Origin of the sequence: Pseudonocardia yunnanensis (assembly GCF_039534065.1) — a bacterium.
Lineage (GTDB): Bacteria > Actinomycetota > Actinomycetes > Mycobacteriales > Pseudonocardiaceae > Pseudonocardia > Pseudonocardia yunnanensis.
On the sequence record NZ_BAAAUS010000013.1, the window covers coordinates 299,217 to 313,922 of the forward strand.

Sequence of the window (14,706 nt, forward strand, 5' to 3'; positions counted from 1 at the left end):
TGCAAGTGTACGGGGATTCAGCAGCGTTGGCTTGCGGAGGATAAGGGCCGAATGGTCGAGTAGGGCAAGCCGCATGGGTGGCGCAGGCGTGGAAAGTAAGGACAAGGCAGTGTGTGGTAAAAGATCGTTCTCGGCAGCTCGCGGCCTTCGGTCGAGGATGCGATGCGACGCGTCATTAATATGACTCTGCCAAGCGATTCTTTTCGCTACCAGTCGCTCGGTTCGGTCGCTGCCGAGTCGATCGAGGGGCTCGTGAGCCAGCCGGTACGCGCGGCTGTACCGGCTTCATCAGATGCATCGACGACGCTGACGCCATCGGCGAGGTCGGACACCAGGACCGCCCCGGACTGCGGCCCGGTCAACGCCGTGCGGATCCGCTCGGTGTGTTCGGTCTGTGGCACACGTCGCGGTCGGCGCGTTGTGCGCCGGGCCCGCAGACCAGGCGGCGCGGCGCCGATCGAGCCCGACTCCGCAGGCGGCGAACCTGTTGCGTTCCTGGGAAGCGTCGATCAGAGGCTGGATGAACTCATTGGTCAGCTCGGCGTTGGTGATCGCGACGGGTGTGACCCCATGCAGATTCTTGTTCATGAAATCTGATCTGGATCAAAGTACGGACCTCAGGCTCGGGACGAATCGGCCCGGGTGTGCCGGGACTTTAGGCCTTAGTTTGATCATCGCGAGATGAGGCACTGTACGCCCATGAGTACGCAGATGAGGACTTCTGCGGGCCTCTGGGGCGCCTTGCGGAGAGCGCAGCGGGCGCCGTCTGTTCACAACACCCAACCCTGGCGGTGGCGTCTTACCGACGTCGGTGTCGAGTTGCACGCCGATCGCACCCGCCACCTCGTCGATACCGACCCGGACCAGCGCGACCTGATCATCAGTTGCGGAGCCGCGCTGCACCACCTCCGCGTCGCCCTCGCCGCGGCAGGTCTCGCGGCAAGCGTCGACCGCCTGCCCAACCCGGACAACAGCGACCACCTGGCGACGATCCGTCCCCGGCCTGGATCGCCCGAACCCGCGGACGCCGAGCTCGCACGGGGGATCGAGCTCCGTCACACCGACCGGCGCCGGTTCACCGCCCAGTCGGTTCCCGCGAGCGTCCTCGCCGACCTCACGGCCACTGCGACGGCCAACGGAGCGGTGCTGCACCCCGTCACCGACGACGCCTCGCGACGACAGCTGATCGCCGTGCTCGTGGAGGCCGCATCTCAGCAGCGCCACATCCCTGGCTACAGCGCGGAGCTCACGATCTGGACACGGCGCTACAGCGACGCACGCGACGGGGTGCCCGCGGAATCTCGTCCCACCGCGGGTGCACAGCCACTGGGTCTGGGTCTGCGCCCGTTCCCTCCGGGGCGGCTCACCAGTCCTGCGTATCCGAGCGAGCCCGATCAGGACGGCTCGACGCTGCTGGTACTCACCACGGCCGAGGACGGCATGCTCGACCAGTTGCGCGCCGGTGAGGCGACCAGCGCGGTTCTGCTCGCGGCCACCCACCACCGGCTGGCCACAACCCCGCTCAGCCATGCCCTCGAGGTCGCTCATACCCGCCGACAGCTGGCGTCCCGTGTTCTGCGACTGCCTGATGCCGTACCGCAGCTCGTCATCCGCATCGGATGGGCCACAAGCGGGCTCGAACTGGTACCCACCCCGCGCCGGCCACTGGAGTCCGTGGTGCTGCGCCGCTGACCCGTTCCTCGGCCTCTCTGCCCACGATGCCCCGAGGCCCTTCGGCCTGGGGGCACCGGACCCCTGGCCCTGTCCGGTTACCGCCAGCTCTCGCCAGCCTTGACCAGGGCCGCAGCAGCGCGGCCCGGACGGAGGGCAGCGCGATGGACGGTCACGCGACGGAGGCGATCACGCGAGACACGCGTCCCGTCGTCGTAGGAGTGGACCGGTCGGACTCGGCGCGGGACGCTGCCGAGTGGGCTGCCGATCTCGCTTCGGTGTGGGGCGTTCCGCTGCGGCTGGTGCACGTCGCGCCCGGTACCCCGGACGACGGACCGAACCCGCCGGCGCCGCCGTGGTTGGCGGAGCTGGCGCGCGGCGCGGAGCGGGCCGGGGCAGACGTCGACGAGGTGCGGGTGGTGTCGGGAGCGACCGTGGAGATCATCGCCGACCAGGCATCCCGAGCTCGGCTGCTCGTTCTGGGCAGCTACGGCGAGGGCGCATGGACGGGGATGCTCGCGGGTTCGGTCGCGCTCGGTCTGATCGGCGGTGTCCCGTGCCCGGTCGCCGTCGTGCGTGGACCCGCTCCGCAGGTGCCGCCGCCGCGGAGCGGCCCTGTCGTGGCGGGTGTGGACGGCTCCGCCGCCGGGCACGCTGCGCTGATGCTCGGCGCAGATCTCGCGGAGTCGCTGGGTGCGCGGCTCGTCGCGGTGCACACCTGGGCGGACATTGCGCCCGGCCCGCACGGTGGTGCTCGGCGGAGCCCGGAAGACGAGAGCGTTCGGGTCGAGGAAGGTGCACACCTGCTCGACACCGAGCTCGATCTCGTAGCAGCGGCCCACCCGGCGCTACCGGTCGAGCGGATCCTGGCCGAGGACACGGCGCTGCGCACGCTGATGCACCACGCATCCTCGGCCCGGATGCTGGTCGTGGGCCATCGGGGCCATCACGAGGTCGGCGGGATGATGCCCGGCTCGACGAGCAGCGGGCTCGTCGAATTCGCTCCGTGCCCCGTTGTGGTCGCAAAACCCGATTCCGTCGGTGATGCCGGCCAGGCGGCACGGACCTCCGCGACGGTGGCTCGGTGAACGCCGTGCCCAACGAGCAGGGGCGCCATGTGGAAAACACCGAGATGCCCCGGCGGATGACAGATCTCGTCGAGGACGCCGTGACGTGGGTGTTGATCTCCGCATCGCTGCTCCTCATCGTCGCCGCGATGGTCGTCGGCGTGCTTGCCCATGGACGGGTGGCCGAGCGTGCACTGGCCGAGGGGCAGGAACGAACCAAGGTGACTGCCACTGTGCTCGAGACGTCGCCTCTGTTTCCCTCCGATTCTGGATACCAACCACGAGTCGCCGTAGAGGCGACGTGGGTGGGTCTCGACGGCGAGCCGCGGACCGGCCCTGTTCCGGCAACGGGTGGAACACCTGCGGGATCCGAGGTTGCGGTGTGGTTGGACCGCAACGGCACCGTCGTGGAACCACCCCCGACCGGCTTCGAACTCGTCGCCGCCGGTGTCCTGGCCGGTGTCGGCGTCATTCTCTTGGGCGGGTCGGTGCTGGCTCTCGTCTGGGTGAGGGTGAAACGAGCGATCAACGCGGCCAACGCCCGCAGTTGGGAACGTGAATGGGACGTCATGGGTCCGAAGTGGACACGCTAGGTAGATGCTCGAGCCGTTCAGGGATCTGGCCCGGGTCCCTGAGCGGTTCGGGCTCATGAGGACGTGCGTCGGGTGGACAGGAACAGCCAGACGGCCACGCTCAGTACCACCAGGCCGCAGAGGACGAGCGCGCCCGACCCGGCGGCGATTCCCATCAGCACGAAGAGGAGGCAGAGGATAGCCATCGAGATCGCGACCGGCCGCCCCCAGCGTCGCCGCGGTGAAGGCCAACGCGCGAACCGCTCCGCGAGCTGCGGGTCCTCCAGGCAGAGTTGGCGTTCGATCTCGCTGAGCCGGCGCTCCTCTTCACGGTTCATCATCCTGGCCCTCCTCATGGCATAGACGAGCACGCCGGCCACGTCGGATCGCCACCTTCACCAGGTGATTTCGGGTGGCGCTGTTCCCATCGGTTTCAGGTCGAGCGTCCTGTCAGGCGGCGCCCTCCGGCCCTGCCGGTCCGGCCGGCCGCGGCCGGACCATCGTGCGAGCGGCCGTCCGTCGGATGAGCAGGTGCAGAGCGGGAGGCGCAATGCGGGCAACGGTGTCGTTCGGGCGTATCTGCGGGATACGTGTCGGCGCCCACTGGTCGGCGCTCGTCGGCGTCTTGGTTCTCGGAGACCTGCTGGCGGTGACGGTGCTGCCGGTGCTGGTGCCGGGCAGGGCGCCGGCGGCGTATCTGCTTGCCGGCGCGGTGGCGGCCTTGGTGCTCGTGCTCTCGTTGCTGGCGCACGAACTCGCTCACGCGCTCGTCGCGCGCCGCGCCGGCCTGGGCGTCCGGCGGATCACGCTGTGGCTACTCGGCGGGGTCTCCGAGCTGGAGCAGCAACCGGCCCGGGCCGCCGCCGAGATTCGCATCGCTCTGGTCGGCCCGTTGACCAGCCTCGCGCTGGCCGGCCTCTTCGCTGGTGTGGCACGGGCGACCACGTGGCTCGGAGCACCGGCTCTGATCGGCGCGGTCCTGTCCTGGCTCGCAACAGTGAACGTCATGCTCGGGGTGTTCAACATGCTCCCCGGGAGTCCGCTGGACGGGGGCCGTGTGCTCCACGGGGTGATCTGGTGGGCCCTCGGTGATCGCGAGCGTGCCACCAGGGCTGCGGCCGGCGCAGGCCAGATCCTGGGTGGCCTGCTCGCCGGACTGGGGATCTTCCTGGTGCTCAAGGGCCGTCCGGATGGGCTCTGGCTCCTGTTGGTCGGTGGGTTCCTCGGTTTCGCGGCCGGCGCAGAGCGCGTCCATGGTGTGCTCGCCGAGAGCGTCCAGGGCCTGACGGCCGCTGATGTGATGTCGAGGGAACCCGCGCTGGCTGAAGGCTGGTGGACGGTACAGGCCCTCATCGACCGGCTGGTCACGCCGGACAGCCCCCGGTACCGCGTGTTCCCCGTGATCGATTTCTCCGGGCGGCCCGTCGGCGTCCTGCGCCTCACCGATCTTGCTGCGGTTGATCCGGCGTCCCGATTCACCACAACCGTCCAGGCGGTGGCCCGGCCGCTGCCGTCCGAGCACAGGCTCGACGCGGAAACCCCGCTGGAGCAAGTGTTGGAGCGGCCGATCGCGCCGGGCCGCGACGTGCTCGTCGTCGAGCAGGACGGCCGCGTCGTCGGTGTCATCACCTCGTCCGATCTCCAGCGCACCGTCGAGCTGCAGGCGTTGCGGCGCGGCTCCGGCCCGACGGCGTCGCGGGGTGGGTCAGCCGAGCGGGGGTGACGGGACCGTGCGGTCCAGCCGTCAGTCGAGTGCCTCTCGCACCACGCCGAGCACCTCGTCAGCGAGTTCGGGGCGGCAGATGAGCAGGTCCGGGAGAAGCGGCTCGGGTTGGTTGAAGCGCAGAGCGCTCCCGTCCATCCGTGATGCGTGCAGACCACAGGCCGTTGCGAGAGCTACCGGGGCTGCGGAGTCCCATTCGTGCATGCCGCCTGCGTGGATGTAGATGTCGGCCTCGCCGGTGACGACGGCCGCGGTCTTCGCCGCGGCACTGCCGAGCGACCTCAGTTCGGCACGAAGCTGCTCGGCCATCACCGCGGCGAACACCGGGGGCCGAGTTCGGCTCACGACGATGAGCGGCCACGGTGCGCGTGTGGGAAGGCCCGGGGGGTGTGAGGTGCTGAGGGTGTCTCCGACGCCGGGGACCGCCACGGCTCCGACGACAGGGACACCGTCGACGACGAGCGCGACGTTGACCCCCCAGTCGTCGCGCCCCTCTGCGAACTCGCGCGTCCCATCGAGGGGGTCGACGATCCACACACGCCTTGACGCGAGCCTGCTTGTCGGGTCCTCTTCCTCCTCGGACAGAACGGGATCGTCCGGGTGACGAACAGCGAGCTGTTGCAGGATCAGGTCGTTGGCAGATCGGTCCGCTATGAGCTGCAGTTCGTCCTGGCGACGGTTGGCACCGAGCAGGTCGACCTGGAGATCGAGAAGCATTTCGCCGGCAGCGGTGGCAATCTCGGTCGCGTCTCTGTGGTCCTGGGAAGTCGCCGTCCCTGGGTCATGCCTCATGACAGGGTGCCTCGTCAGGTCGCAAGGAACGGATACGGAGATGGCCGTTCACAAGACGCTGGCCCCGGTTCCGCCACAGGGACACCGCCGATTGGCCGGACCAAGCCCAATGATCACCAGAGCTGGCTGCGGTCATGTGGATCGAGGTCGGCGCCGGTAGCGACGGATTCCCGGTCCGGGGTGGTACCGGGCTCGGCGTCCTCCGGACGGGCGGCTCGAGAAGAAACGATCGTCACGGGCACCGTGCTGCGGCGCAGCACCTGCCGGCTGGTCGACCCGAACAGAGCCCGAGCAGGAGCGCTGCGCCCGCGGCTACCCAGGACGACCATCCGGGCCTGGACGGCGGCGGCGAGCAGCGTGGGGGTCGGTTGTCCGTGCCTGATCTCCAGCTCCACCGCAACGTCGGGAAAGCGCATCGCCCACGGCGCGAGCTCGTCGGCCAGCCGGTCCCAGGTGGCCATGTGGGCGGCCTGGTCGTGCCCCGCCGCGCGCTCGTACGCGGTGCCGGTGCCGTGCCGGGCGTGCAGCACGACGAGACGGTCGCCGTGAAGCCGGGCGTCGGCGAACGCGACGTCAAGCACAGCGGCATCGTCGACGGGTCGGTCCACTCCGACGAGCACGGGACGCCATCCCGTCCGGTCGAGGTGGCCACGGACGACGGTGACGGGACAGGGTGCGCATCCGCACACGTCCAGGGCGACGGAGCCGATGAGAACCTCCTGGGGGCGTTCACCGCCACCCATACCGACCACGAGGAGCCGGGCGTTTTCGGAAGCGGCGAGCAGGGAGTCGGCAGGAGGTTGCCCACTGCAATGAGTGGCGACGGACAGCCCGGGCTCGGTGCGGCGGGCGACGGTGAAGGCGCGGGCCAGGATGTCACGCGCACGTCGCGCTGCTGGTCCGTCCTGGCCCCTCACGTACGGGGCGGCGTGGACGATCCGCAGCGGGAGACCACGCACCCGCGCCTCGGCGGCGGCCCACCGAACCGCGTCCAGCGCAGTGCGTGTCCCGTCGACCCCCACGACTACTGCGGGTTCGTCGAATGTGCGGGCGTCCTGTTCGATCGCGTTCATCCAGGTCACCTCGATGTCTCAGCCCCGTCTGTGACTGCCAGCCTGGGGGTGGGGACACCGTGGGCGACAGGACCGCTAGGCCCCGATCCGAGGGTCCAGAGCCCTGCACAGGGGCTGGCGATCGGGGTGCTACTGCAGGGCGAGCGTGCGGATGACCTGGCGGGCGGCGTCCCCGCCTGCCTCGACCGCGATCCGAACGGCGGTCGGCACGTCGAGATCGTCGAGGAGGGCGGCGCGTACGCCGGTGACCGCAGCTGCGGATGTGCCGCGACTGCCGGCCGCTGTGTACAGCTCCTCCAGCAGCTGCGACGCATCCCGGAGCGCGTTCGGCTGGTAGTCCCATGCCTCGTTCCAGCGTCTGTCCAGCAGCATGAGACGCACGCCTGCACCCGACGCGCCGCGCAAGAGATCGCTTGTCAGCACGAGGTTCCCCGTGGACTTGGCCATCTTGAGTCCGTCGAGGCCGACCGTTCCCACCCGGACTTCTCGCCTCGCGAACGGGGTGGCGCCTATGGCGGCCCGAGCCATCGCAACTTGGTACGCGTGGTGCGGGAACGCCAGATCGGCGCCCCCGACGAGCACATCCACCACACCGCCGAGCGTGGCGAGCGCCATCGCCGCACACTCGGCATGCCAGCCCGGACGACCGGGCCCCCACGGGCTCGGCCACGCCGGATCGCCGCTGCCGGCGGGATGCCAGACGGCAACGTCGAACGGGTCGTCCCGCAGGTCGTCGTCCGGTCGGTCCCCGTGCTCCGACGACAGAGCCAACGCCTCGTCCCTCGGCAAGCCCGCCGCGCCCGGCACGTGGGCGCCGCGGAAGAACACGTGCCCGTCGCGTTCGTATGCGGCACCGGCCGCCAGTAGCGCCGATGCCAACCTGACCACGTGTTCGATGTGGTGGCGTGCGTGCGGTGCGTGCGTCGGGGCCCGGACGTGGAGCGCGCGCATGTCCCGGTCGAAGTAGTACTCCTGCGTGAGGCCGAACTCGTCATAGGGGCGACCTCGTTCGGCGGCCGTGCGCGTCAACACGTCATCCACGTCGGTGACGTTGCGCGTGAGAACCGTGTCGACGCCCGTCATGCGGACCACCCGCCCGACCACATCGGCCCACACGAACGTCGAAGCGTGGCCCAGATGCGTCACGTCATACGGAGTGATCCCGCAGACGTAGATCCGGGCAGGAATCGTCAGCGGCAACGGCTCACCCGCCAGTCTCAGCACGTCGAGCGGACTCGCCCGGACGCCGTAGCCCGAACCACCTGCAAGATCCACCGATCCCGCCATTGCCCCATCGTGGCACGGCGCATCCAGATCGACGACCCGGCACGTTCGGCTCTGGCTGCCCTCCCCGCACAGAGGACCCTCGCCCCCGTGTCGCACATCCTTTGACCCGTCCCGGCGCCGCCGTTGTCGGCCGAGAGTCGGAGCTGGGCAAGGTGATCGAGCGCGAGAGGGGAGCTGAGCGCAGCATGTACGACTTCAGCGGAGTTCGGATCGGCACGGCTTCGGCGGACGGAGTGGTCCGTGACCACAGCGGTACCCGTCTGGGTAAGGCGAATCCCGACGGCGTCGTTCTCGACTTCAGCAACGTCCGGATCGGCACGCTCGAGCAGGGGCGGCGCGCGTCGTCGCGAAACCGCGTGGCTCCGCGAGCATGAATCTCTCCTCCCAAGACCGTACGTAGCCTCTCGTCGCCGGCCTGGCGATCGGAAAAGGGGAGCGGCGGCGAGGTCCTGTGGCGCGTCGGAAGGGACTTCGTCCTCTGATCCTGTGTGCCCACACAGCGCAGGATCGCCCCATCGGAAATCGGCACCACGTAGCGAGGAGATTCCGATGATGTACTGGTGGGGCAGTGACATGACCGGATGGGCGTGGCTGGCGGTGACGGTCACGGTGATCCTCTTCTGGGCGCTGGTGATCGCGGGTGTCGCGGCGCTCATCCGCTACGTCCGTGGGACTGATGACGCCACGTCCGTCCCGTCGCGGCCGACTCCGGAACAGCTGCTTGCCGAGCGATACGCCTGCGGGGAGATCGACGAGACCGAGTACCGGCGTGCTCTGGACAATCTGAAGGCCGTTGACGCCGGTCGGGACTCTGCGTCCCGGCAATGAGCCCGCCATCGGCCGGTCACACTCATCGAACATGATCAGCGAGCTGCTCACGGCTCCGCCGTCATCTCCGACCGTGGCATCACCGGGGATGTCGTCCCCACACGCGCGGGGCTACCTGGTTGACCACGGCTGACTGGCTCAGGTGTCGTCGCCGCTTCAGCCGGAAGCACCCGCCGCCGATTCGAATCTCCGAGGTCGAGTCGGGCCAGGACCACGGCGTGGACCAGGCGGTGCAGCCCAATCGTGTTCGGGCCGAGATGGGCGAGGCTGTAGCCGGCCGGCCAGTGCCGAGTTGTGGCCCCGTCGAGTGGTCCTTGGGTCAGGTGATAAGTCGCCGACCGTCCCTGGTCCGGTTGAGGTCTGCGCACCGCCCCGGTCTGGTGTGATCGGCTTGTCCCCGGCGCCCAGGCGCAGCTGCATTCTGGTGCCTCGTCGCGTTGTCACACCTCCAGCACGGCGCCGTGTGCCACTGGGGTGAAGCGCAGGATCAATCGCTGCGACGCGGACCTTGCCCACCGCTCGATGGTGTGCCGGCCAGGCGAGCCCTCCGCCCAGGCGACCACGAGGGAGGTGTCGGGCGGCAGGATCGGATCGAGCCCTCTGAGCCGGCGGGCAGACACGCTGCGCCCTGCCCACAGGCCGTACAGTGCGCCGGCGGCCAGGCCGAGAACGGCCCACAACATACCGGTGACCAGCCCGCTCTCGGCGGCCCCGAGGACCCCGCCGTCGCCGGCGAAGCCCACGATGACCCCCCACGCCAGGCCGGAAAGGCCCCAGCCAATCGCAGCGCCTTTCGAGAAGGTGGCGGCTCCGGTGTTGGGGTTGATGACCCGGCGCCGGCCGTGCTCGTTCGTCTCAATGACCAGCTCGACCTGCGGCGCCTTCTGGTCCTGACGCGTAGCGGTACTGGGATCGGCCACGGCCTGACGGGCTGCACGCTCACCGACGAACCGCACCAGCAGCATGCTCAGTTCCGCAGGCTGGTCTCCGGCCGTTGCCGGTGCCGCGCCTGCTCGAGTGGCCGAGGTTTCGGCCAGTTGCGCGGCGTCGCGGTACACCTGGGCGGTCAAGTCCGTGGTGATCGCCGCGACGCTGGCGGTCGCGGGTTGGTAGCCGGCGGCGGACGAGAGGATTCGCTGGGGATCGGATCCGTGCACGAAGGCGACGATGGCTGAGGAGTTGGCCGGTAGTCGGCTGCCGATGCGTGTGAGTTCGTCTTTGGTGAGTGCGTGCTCGAAGTAATAGGCGAATAGGCCGCCGCAGACGGCGCCGATCACCGCCCAAACCCCCAGGCCTTTGAGCCCTCCGGCGAGCAGACCGAAGACGCCCCATGTCAGCGCAGGGGTCAGGATGCCCGCAAGGGTCCGGCGCGGGTGATGAACCAGCGCCTTGTGCCGGGCGTTGATCTTGACGATCACCTGATCCAGAATCGCGTCCCCGCTCTGCCCGATCCGCTTGTCCAGCTGCCTGCGGATCTTCGCGGCCTGCTTCCGCCCGGCAAAGCAAGCGAGCAGGACGCACACCTGCGCGCCCGCGCCGCCGCTACTGTGCGGCGGTCCTGCGGCCAGCGAGCCTGCCGTGCCGTTGCTCATCCGGACTCTTGCTCGATCCCGTGGCCGGGGTCGGGAAGCTCATGCGCCGCCACAGCCCGGAGAACCCGTGCCATTCCCCCCACGACCAGAACCGGGTGCGGCTGCTCGGGCTCGACGGCCCCCCGTACCTCCGTCGGGCCGTTCGGCGTGAACATCGGGCTACCTCCGAGACCAGGTCGAGCCCACCGCCCCTGACCGCAGCGAGCATGGGTCGACTCTGCCGCCCGGGTGACTCCCTGTACCCACCCGCCCCGGATGACCCCGGCCCACGTCGGTCGGTGATAGCCCGAACGGGTTGGCGCCGAGGTCGGCTCCGGCGAGCGGTCAACGCCCAGAAGGCGGTTCGTGATCTTTAGGAGTGCGGCATGGCATCTGAGCACACTCAATTCGGTGTTGCGGGCTTCCTCGTGGCTGCGCGCGCCTCTTTGCGGCGTGCGACGAGGTACTTCACCCCCTCCATGGTGAGGAATGCGGTGACGACGGCGATCAGAATCGGCGCGGTCTGCAGCGCGCCGATCTGGGTCAGGAACGCAGCGAGCAGCACCATCGAGAACGGCGCGGCTGCGATCGACCCCGGGACAGCGGCGAGCAGACAGGTGAACGTCAGGCCCAAGGGAACCCAGGGCAACACCTCGTGCACGAGGACCCCGACGGTTCCTCCGATGAACAACGTCGGAAAGATCGGCCCGCCAATGAACCCGCTCGCCTGGCTCACCGCGAACGTGAACTGCTTGGCGATCACGAGGGCAACGAGCAGCCCCACGCCCAGTTTCCCTGCATCGTCCAGCACGGTTTTGAGCTGATCGCTACCGGTGAACATCGTTAATGGCAGTACCACTCCGACGACCCCGAACAGCACACCCCCCAGCGTTGTTCGCACGACGCCCGGGAGCTTCACCAGCTCGAACAGCCGTGACGCTAGCTGGACGAACACCACCAGCAACGTCACCACGATGACCGCGAGCAGGCCCAGAGGGATCGCCGCCAGCATCTGCCAGTTCTCGAACGTGTACTGCGGAACTTGGTAGGCGTCGAGGAAGACGGCGCCGGCGATGGCGAAGTAGATCCCGAAGGAGACACTCGATGCAACGATCTCCCCGACGAGGGCCTTCGCGAACCGTCGACCACCGGGGCGAGCGAGTTCCAGGATGAACATCACCACGATTACCGTGCTGGAGAACAGCCCGCCATACGTGCCGCCGAAGCCGGACAAGGTGGTCAGCTGCGAGTCTTCTTGGCTGAGCTTGCGTCGTTGGGAGATCCAGCTGCCGGCTCCGCCGCCGATGGACCCGAGGGCCTTCTCCGGGCCCAGGCTGGCGCCGCCGATTAGCGACACCGCCGAGACGACCGCGATCCCAGGTACCAATCGCGGGTCGACGTGCCCGTCCTTCAGGTCGTCGATCAGGCCGGGGATCTCCTCGGGCAGCCGCGTCAAGCGGCGCAAAAGCCCCACGACGACACCGGCCGCCGCGGTGGCCGCCACCCACCACCACTGCCCGCCGAACCAGCCCGTATCGGAATCGACATACCAGCGGCCCCCGAACCCGATCACTCCCATGAACACCAGACCGGCGAACGCGCCGAACACCCCGAGGGCCACCGCATACCCTAGGAAGATCCAGAACTCCCGATTGTGCGTGAACGGCGGTGACGGTGCGGGTTCGGACGTTGCGCTCATGACGAGAATCTCCTCGCAGTCGACTCCTCGACCCCGACAGTCGCCGGCACCGCGGCGAACTCCTCCCGACACACCAGATTTCCGACCGGGATGCCGACCACGACCGTGTCGGGAACGCGCGTGGCGGCCAGGGTGGCACGAAGCGTCGACGGTCCGCAGCGTGCAAGCATGTGGCAGGGCCGCCGGACGTGTGTGCAGTTCCGCTTGGACTCAAGGCCGTGCGGCCGAGTCCTGGATCGGCCGTCTGCGGGGGCCTCGGCGTAGTACGACCGACTCCTGGTCAATCGCGGCAGGAACAGGTGATCAACTTCCTCGCCGTCATATCCGCGGTCTTCCTGGGTCACCCACCTGGGCATCCCGAAGATTCTGTCGACACGGCCCCGCCGGACAACCACCAACAGAACCTGAAACAGCGGCTGCCAGCCATCCGACGCAGGCGCCATGAGGGTGTCGCGTCAGTGCAGCCTCGTCCTCTTGTGCTCGCGTGACTCCGTCCCGGCCGGGAACCGCCCGGCGAGCGCGACCTCCGGTTGGTCCGGGAAGATCCAGTGCGGCTCGAGGCTGCGGGCTGCTTCGGCTATCGGGCTCTCAGGCGGTTCAGCCGTCATCATCAGATGCTCGTGAGGCTGGCCGATGGCAAGCTTTGGGCACTGCCGCCGCATACCTGCGCTTCCGTCAGGCCGGCCGGGCGCTGCCCGGGCCCATGGACGCGAGCGGCAGTCCTCCTTTCTGGGTGACGTCCTGTCCGCCATTGGCGCCTAGCGTCGATGAGCAGGGGCAACAAGGAGCGGTGCTCGGGTCTTGCGCCTGAGGCGCGCACGTGGCCCGGAGCCGGGTGGGTAGGCAGACAGTCAGCACGGGAGGTGAGCCGGATGGCCGTGCGGAAGATCTCTCATCCGAGCGTCGACGAGCGCAAAGCCATGGGTTCAGAGGCCCGAGAACGCGCGCCGCTGTCAAGCCATACGAAGTGGGAACCTTCCTCGGACCGCCCCGACCCGGTCGCCCTGCTCGAGAAGCAGGATGCCACCCGAGAGCCGGATCTGGTGCCGGTGCGCCATGGCCGGATGATGGTCTCGCCACTCACCTTCTACCGGGGCGCGGCCAAGATCATGGCGGCGGATCTGGCGGACACGCCGGTGGCCGGCCTTGAGGCCCAGCTGTGCGGCGACGCGCACCTGTCGAACTTCGGTCTGTTCGCCTCGCCCGAACGGCTCCTGCTGTTCGACGTGAACGACTTCGATGAGACCCTGCCCGGGCCGTTCGAGTACGACGTGAAGCGGATGGCGGCGAGCTTCACCATCGCGGGTCGCAACAACGGATTCTCCAAGGCGGACACGCGCGACGTGACGCTGGCATCGGTGCGGGCCTATCGGGAGGCGATGGCCTCGTTCGCGCAGATGGGGACGATGGACATCTGGTACGCCCATCTGGACGAGGATGAGCTCAGGGCGTCGATCCGCAGCGTGGTGTCCGGGACGGCCACACAGGAGAAGAAGGCCAGAAAGGAAGAGAAGACGGACAAGCGGGAAAAGAGGCCGAAGAAGCAGGAGAAGCGGGCGGAGAAGAAGGAGAAGTCGGCCAAGAAGGGGGAGAAGGCGACGAAGACGGCGGAGAAGCTGGCGGACAAGATCATGACGAAGGCGCATACGCGCGACAGCCTGCAGGCGCTCTCCAAGCTCGGCGAGATGGTCGACGGGAAGTACCGGATCGTCAGCCAGCCGCCGATCGTCGTCCCGGCGCGCGACCTGGCCGCGTCCTACGGCCTGTCTCCGGACGAGGTCATGCCGGCGATCCAGGAGCAGTTCCGCGCCTACCGGGCCACCCTGGAGGACAACCGGCGCAAACTGTTGGAGCGTTTCCAGGTCGTGGACGCGGCCCGCAAGGTGGTCGGCGTTGGCAGCGTCGGCACCCGGGCGTTCATCGTTCTGCTCCAGGGGCGCGACGCGCAAGACCCGCTGTTCCTGCAGGTCAAGGAGGCCACAGCCTCGGTGCTGGAGGGACACCTGCCCAAGAGTCGGTACCGGCAGCACGGCGAGCGAGTGGTGCAGGGACAGCGGATGATGCAGGCCTCCAGCGACATCTATCTCGGCTGGGCGAAGGGTCTGGACACGCGCCGCCAGTTCTACTGGCGCCAGCTGCGCGACATGAAAGGCTCGCTGGACGTCGAGATGGCGAGACCGGTCGGGCTCACGTTCTACGCACGCATCTGTGGGTGGGCGCTGGCGCGGGCCCACGCCCGGTCCGGCGACCCGATCGCCATCGCCGAGTACCTCGGCGATGGCGATACGTTCGACAAATCGATCACCGACTTCTCCGAGCGGTACGCCGATCAGAACGAGCAGGACTACCAGCAGTTCGTGAACGCGGTCGGATCCGGGAGGCTGAAAGCGGTGGAGGGCGTCTGACGATCCGGTAGGGCTTGC

At 68.7% G+C, this 14,706-nt stretch carries 15 protein-coding genes; 8 read left to right on the forward strand and 7 right to left on the reverse strand.

Annotation, left to right across the window (positions count from 1 at the left end; genetic code table 11):
* Positions 1–162: 162 nt before the first annotated feature.
* From ABD743_RS15220 to ABD743_RS15235, 4 genes are all read left to right on the forward strand, one after another.
* The gene (locus ABD743_RS15220; protein ID WP_344722694.1) at positions 163–597 is read left to right on the forward strand and encodes a hypothetical protein; all 435 of its coding nucleotides are present in this window, start codon (positions 163–165) and stop codon (positions 595–597) included.
* A 102-nt stretch (positions 598–699) separates the two neighbouring features.
* On the forward strand, positions 700–1,692 hold the full coding sequence (locus ABD743_RS15225) for an Acg family FMN-binding oxidoreductase (protein ID WP_344722695.1): 993 nt from the start codon (positions 700–702) through the stop codon (positions 1,690–1,692).
* A gap of 143 nt (positions 1,693–1,835) precedes the next feature.
* Positions 1,836–2,759 carry a universal stress protein gene (locus tag ABD743_RS15230; protein WP_344722696.1) on the forward strand — a complete coding sequence of 308 codons (924 nt, stop codon included), beginning with the start codon at positions 1,836–1,838 and terminating at the stop codon, positions 2,757–2,759.
* Complete coding sequence (locus tag ABD743_RS15235; protein ID WP_344722697.1) at positions 2,756–3,331, forward strand: Rv1733c family protein; 576 nt, start codon at positions 2,756–2,758, stop codon at positions 3,329–3,331. Before ABD743_RS15230 ends, ABD743_RS15235 begins: the two co-directional genes overlap by 4 nt.
* A gap of 53 nt (positions 3,332–3,384) precedes the next feature.
* Here the strand turns inward: ABD743_RS15235 and ABD743_RS15240 are convergent, their stop codons facing one another.
* A complete protein-coding gene (locus ABD743_RS15240) occupies positions 3,385–3,690 on the reverse strand; it encodes a DUF3040 domain-containing protein (protein ID WP_344722698.1) in 306 nt (101 codons plus the stop codon).
* A 170-nt stretch (positions 3,691–3,860) separates the two neighbouring features.
* On the opposite strand from ABD743_RS15240, the gene ABD743_RS15245 reads away from it, so the two are divergent.
* Positions 3,861–5,033, forward strand: coding sequence for a site-2 protease family protein (locus tag ABD743_RS15245; protein WP_344722699.1), 1,173 nt, complete (start codon positions 3,861–3,863; stop codon positions 5,031–5,033).
* A 21-nt stretch (positions 5,034–5,054) separates the two neighbouring features.
* Here the strand turns inward: ABD743_RS15245 and ABD743_RS15250 are convergent, their stop codons facing one another.
* The 3 genes from ABD743_RS15250 to ABD743_RS15260 form a co-directional block, all read right to left on the reverse strand.
* Entirely contained in the window at positions 5,055–5,825 is a 771-nt protein-coding gene (locus ABD743_RS15250) for an inositol monophosphatase family protein (RefSeq protein ID WP_344722700.1), read from the reverse strand.
* Between the two features lie 113 nt (positions 5,826–5,938).
* On the reverse strand, positions 5,939–6,898 hold the full coding sequence (locus ABD743_RS15255; protein ID WP_344722701.1) for a universal stress protein: 960 nt from the start codon (positions 6,896–6,898) through the stop codon (positions 5,939–5,941).
* A gap of 129 nt (positions 6,899–7,027) precedes the next feature.
* Positions 7,028–8,185 carry a cysteine--tRNA ligase gene (locus tag ABD743_RS15260; protein WP_344722702.1) on the reverse strand — a complete coding sequence of 386 codons (1,158 nt, stop codon included), beginning with the start codon at positions 8,183–8,185 and terminating at the stop codon, positions 7,028–7,030.
* 101 nt (positions 8,186–8,286) lie between these two features.
* Between ABD743_RS15260 and ABD743_RS15265 the strand changes: the two genes are divergently transcribed.
* Both ABD743_RS15265 and ABD743_RS15270 read left to right on the forward strand, forming a co-directional pair.
* Complete coding sequence (locus ABD743_RS15265) at positions 8,287–8,559, forward strand: hypothetical protein (RefSeq protein ID WP_344722703.1); 273 nt, start codon at positions 8,287–8,289, stop codon at positions 8,557–8,559.
* A 175-nt stretch (positions 8,560–8,734) separates the two neighbouring features.
* A complete protein-coding gene (locus ABD743_RS15270; protein ID WP_344722704.1) occupies positions 8,735–9,013 on the forward strand; it encodes an SHOCT domain-containing protein in 279 nt (92 codons plus the stop codon).
* Positions 9,014–9,453: 440 nt separating this feature from the next.
* On the opposite strand, the gene ABD743_RS15275 is transcribed toward ABD743_RS15270, so the two are convergent.
* The 3 genes from ABD743_RS15275 to ABD743_RS15285 form a co-directional block, all read right to left on the reverse strand.
* Entirely contained in the window at positions 9,454–10,605 is a 1,152-nt protein-coding gene (locus ABD743_RS15275) for a hypothetical protein (protein ID WP_344722705.1), read from the reverse strand.
* 382 nt (positions 10,606–10,987) lie between these two features.
* Positions 10,988–12,205: a chloride channel protein gene (locus tag ABD743_RS15280; RefSeq protein ID WP_344722706.1), complete on the reverse strand. Its 1,218-nt coding sequence runs from the start codon at positions 12,203–12,205 to the stop codon at positions 10,988–10,990.
* A 533-nt stretch (positions 12,206–12,738) separates the two neighbouring features.
* Entirely contained in the window at positions 12,739–12,891 is a 153-nt protein-coding gene (locus ABD743_RS15285) for a hypothetical protein (protein ID WP_344722707.1), read from the reverse strand.
* 264 nt (positions 12,892–13,155) lie between these two features.
* Here ABD743_RS15285 and ABD743_RS15290 point away from each other — a divergent pair, with 264 nt between their 5' ends.
* Entirely contained in the window at positions 13,156–14,688 is a 1,533-nt protein-coding gene (locus ABD743_RS15290) for a DUF2252 domain-containing protein (RefSeq protein WP_344722708.1), read from the forward strand.
* Positions 14,689–14,706: the final 18 nt, after the last annotated feature.